Origin of the sequence: Mycobacterium sp. E3247 (assembly GCF_001667785.1) — a bacterium.
Classification (GTDB): Bacteria; Actinomycetota; Actinomycetes; order Mycobacteriales; family Mycobacteriaceae; genus Mycobacterium.
Window position 1 is genome coordinate 1 of sequence record NZ_LZJG01000064.1, and the last position, 3,749, is coordinate 3,749.

Genomic DNA, 3,749 nt, shown 5'->3' on the forward strand with positions numbered 1-3,749 from the left:
GTGCAGGGCGCCGACATGACGCAGATGACCGACAAGACCGCTCCGCGGGTGACCATCACGCACCACCCCGACGTGCGCCGGTCGCTGATGACCCAGAAGGCCTACGCCGAGGGTCTGCGTGCGCTGTACCTCTACACCGCGACCTACCAGGACGCGGCGGTTGCCGAGGCGGTGCACGGTGTGGACGCCGAACTGGCCGTCAAGGTCAACGACCTGATGTTGCCGGTGGTCAAGGGTGTCGGTTCCGAGCAGGCCTACGCCAAGCTGACCGAGAGCCTGCAGACTTTCGGTGGGTCCGGCTTCCTGCAGGACTACCCGATCGAGCAGTACATCCGCGACGCCAAGATCGACTCCCTCTACGAGGGCACCACGGCCATCCAGGCGCAGGACTTCTTCTTCCGGAAGATCATCCGCGACAAGGGTGTGGCGCTGGCCCACGTGTCGGGCGAGATTCAGAAGTTCGTGGACAGCGAGTCGGGCAACGGCCGGCTGAAGTCCGAGCGCGAGCTGCTGGCCAAGGCGCTGGCCGACGTGCAGGCGATGGCGGCCACGCTGACCGGTTACCTGATGGCGGCGCAGGAGGACGTGACCAGCCTCTACAAGGTGGGCCTGGGATCGGTGCGCTTCCTGATGAGCGTCGGCGACCTGGTCATCGGCTGGTTGCTGCAGCGTCAGGCCGCGGTGGCGGTGCAGGCGCTGGACGCCGGCGCCAGCGGCGACGAGCGGTCCTTCTACGAGGGCAAAGTCGCGGTGGCGTCGTTCTTCGCGAAGAACTTCCTGCCGCTGCTGGCGAGCACCCGCGAGGTGATCGAGACGCTGGACAACGACATCATGGAGCTCGACGAGGCCGCCTTCTAGGCCGCCGCCGAGATGATGAGCAAAACCCCGCTCCCGAATGGGAGCGGGGTTTTTATCTGGCGCCCCAGGCACCAAAAAAGGCCGCCGCTGGATCCCCTCACTCCAGCGGCGGCCCTTCTCGCACGCCCGGCGCGTTCTTTTCGCCCCCGGGCGACGGACTAGGGATGCCCCGTATTGCCGTCGGGGTCGGGGGGTCAGACCACAACACGGGGTCATCCGCGCTCTCGAATACCCCTCCGCCCGGATTACTAACCCGCTGTGACCGATGTCATGAAACCGGCCGGCTCAGGCCTCCAGGATCGCGGCCACGCCCTGCCCGCCCGCGGCACAGATGGAAACCAGGGCCCGCAGCGGCTTGCCCGCGCCGCCCTTCTGCTCCGCCTTCTTCTCCGCGAGCTGCTTGGCCGCCTGGGCGAGGATCCGCCCGCCGGTGGCGGCGAAGGGGTGGCCGGCGGCCAGCGACGAGCCGTTGACGTTGAGCTTGGCCCGGTCGATCGAACCCAACGCGGCGTCCAGCCCCAGCCGTTCCTTGCAGTAGTCCTCCGACTCCCACGCCTGCAGATGCGCCAGCACCACCGAGGCGAAGGCCTCGTGGATCTCGTAGAAGTCGAAGTCCTGCAGGCTCAGGCCGTTGCGCGCCAGCAGTCGCGGCACCGCGTAGGTCGGCGCCATCAGCAGGCCGTCCCGGCCGTTGACGTAGTCGACGGCGGCGGTTTCGGCGTCCACCAGGAAGGCCAGCGGCGTCAGCGAGTGGGCGGCCGCCCACTCCTCGCTGGAAAGCAGCGCGACCGACGCCCCGTCGGTCAGGGGGGTCGAGTTGCCCGCCGTCATCGTCGCGTCGCCGGACTTCACCCCGAACACCGGCTTGAGCTTCGCCAGCTTCTCGGCCGACGAATCCGGCCGCAGGTTGTCGTCGCGGTAGAGGCCGAGGAACGGGGTGACCAGGTCGTCGAAGAAACCCCGATCGTAGGCGGCCGCCATGTTGCGGTGGCTGGCGGCGGCGAGCTCGTCCTGGTCGACGCGCTTGATGCCCATCTGCTTGGCGGTGATCGCCTGGTGCTCGCCCATGGACAGCCCCGTGCGGGGCTCGCTGTTGACCGGGATCTGGATACCCAGGGTCGCGGGCAGCGTGCCCACCAACCTCAGCCGCTGGACGTTGGACTTGGAGCGGCGCAACTTGAGCAGCGTGCGGCGCAGGTTGTCGCCGAGGGCGATCGGCGGGTCGGAGGTGGTGTCGACGCCGCCCGCGGCGGCCACCTCGTAGCGGCCGGACGCGATGCCGTCGGAGGCGGCGATCGCCGCCTGCAGGCCGGTGCCGCAGGCCTGTTGCAGGTCGAACGCCGGCGTGTACGACGACAGCTCGGAGCCCAGCACGCATTCGCGGGTGAGGTTGAAGTCCCGGCTGTGCTTGAGCACGGCGCCGCCGACCACCGCACCCAAGCGCTCGCCGGCCAACCCGAAGCGGTCGACCAGCCCACCCAGCGCGGCGGTGAACATGTCCTGGTTGGACGCCTCGGCGTACGCGCCGTCGGACCGGGCGAACGGGATGCGGTTGCCGCCCAGCACGGCGACTCGTCGCCGCTGCGAGCTGCGCTGGTTGCTTGCCTCGGAACTTGCAGGGGCCACTGTCTTCTCCGTGTATCTGCGGTCTGTTGGTTTTCCGGATGCCCGTTGGGGCCATACTACCCACTGTTCTTACTCTGAAGTAAGTTCGACCTCGATACGGTTGTGCTGTAGGCGCACCCCCGACTGAGAAGCAGATGGAAGGTAGCTCCGGTGGCTCCCAAGGTCTCGTCCGATCTGTTCACGCAGATCGTCAACTCCGGTCCTGGATCGTTTCTGGCCAAGCAACTCGGCGTCCCGCAGCCCGAGACCTTGCGCCGCTATCGGCCCGGCGATCCGCCGCTGGCCGGGTCCCTGCTGATCGGCGGTGAGGGCCGCGTGGTCGAGCCGCTGCGCGCCGCGCTGGCCAAGGACTACGACCTGGTCGGCAACAACCTGGGTGGCCGCTGGGCCGACCAGTTCGGCGGCCTGGTCTTCGACGCCACCGGGATCACGACGCCGGAGGGGCTGCGGGGGCTGTACGAATTCTTCACCCCGCTGCTGCGCAACCTGGGCCATTCGGCCCGCGTCGTCGTGGTCGGCACCACGCCCGACGCCGCCGCCGGCCCGCACGAGCGGATCGCGCAGCGCGCGTTGGAAGGGTTCACCCGCTCGCTGGGCAAGGAGCTGCGCAACGGCACCACGGTGGCGCTGGTGTACCTGTCGCCCGACGCCAAACCCGCTGCGACGGGCCTGGAATCGACCATGCGGTTCATCCTGTCGGCCAAGTCGGCCTACGTCGACGGCCAGGTGTTCTACATCGGCGAGGCCGACTCCACACCGCCGGCCGACTGGGACCGGCCACTCGACTCCCGAGTCGCCATCGTGACCGGCGCGGCCCGCGGGATCGGCGCGACGATCGCCGAGGTGTTCGCCCGCGACGGCGCCCGCGTCGTCGCCATCGACGTCGAGTCGGCCGCCGAGGCGCTGGCCGAGACGGCCAGCCGGGTGGGGGGCACCGCGCTGTGGCTCGACGTCACCACCTCCGACGCCGTCGACAAGATCACCGAGCACCTGCGCGAGCACCACGGCGGGCGGGCCGACGTGCTGGTCAACAACGCCGGCATCACCCGCGACAAGTTGCTGGCCAACATGGACGACGCCCGCTGGGACGCCGTACTGGCCGTGAATCTCCTTGCGCCGCTGCGCCTTACCGAGGGGCTGGTGGGCAACGGCACCCTCGGCGAGGGCGGCCGGGTGATCGGGCTGTCCTCGATGGCCGGCATCGCGGGCAACCGCGGGCAGACCAACTACGCCACCACCAAGGCCGGGATGATCGGCCTCACCCA

The 3,749-nt window shown here is 69.3% G+C and carries 3 protein-coding genes; 2 read left to right on the top strand and 1 reads right to left on the bottom strand.

From position 1 onward, the window contains the following. On the top strand, positions 1-858 hold an 858-nt coding region (locus A9X04_RS03575; protein WP_082974783.1), incomplete at its 5' end, for an acyl-CoA dehydrogenase. Positions 859-1,143: 285 nt separating this feature from the next. Here the strand turns inward: A9X04_RS03575 and A9X04_RS03580 are convergent. Next, positions 1,144-2,484 carry an acetyl-CoA C-acetyltransferase gene (locus tag A9X04_RS03580; protein ID WP_067917820.1) on the bottom strand — a complete coding sequence of 447 codons (1,341 nt, stop codon included), beginning with the start codon at positions 2,482-2,484 and terminating at the stop codon, positions 1,144-1,146. A 150-nt stretch (positions 2,485-2,634) separates the two neighbouring features. Here A9X04_RS03580 and A9X04_RS03585 point away from each other — a divergent pair. After that, positions 2,635-3,749: 3-oxoacyl-ACP reductase (locus A9X04_RS03585; protein WP_067917822.1), on the top strand; the 1,115-nt coding region annotated here is incomplete at its 3' end.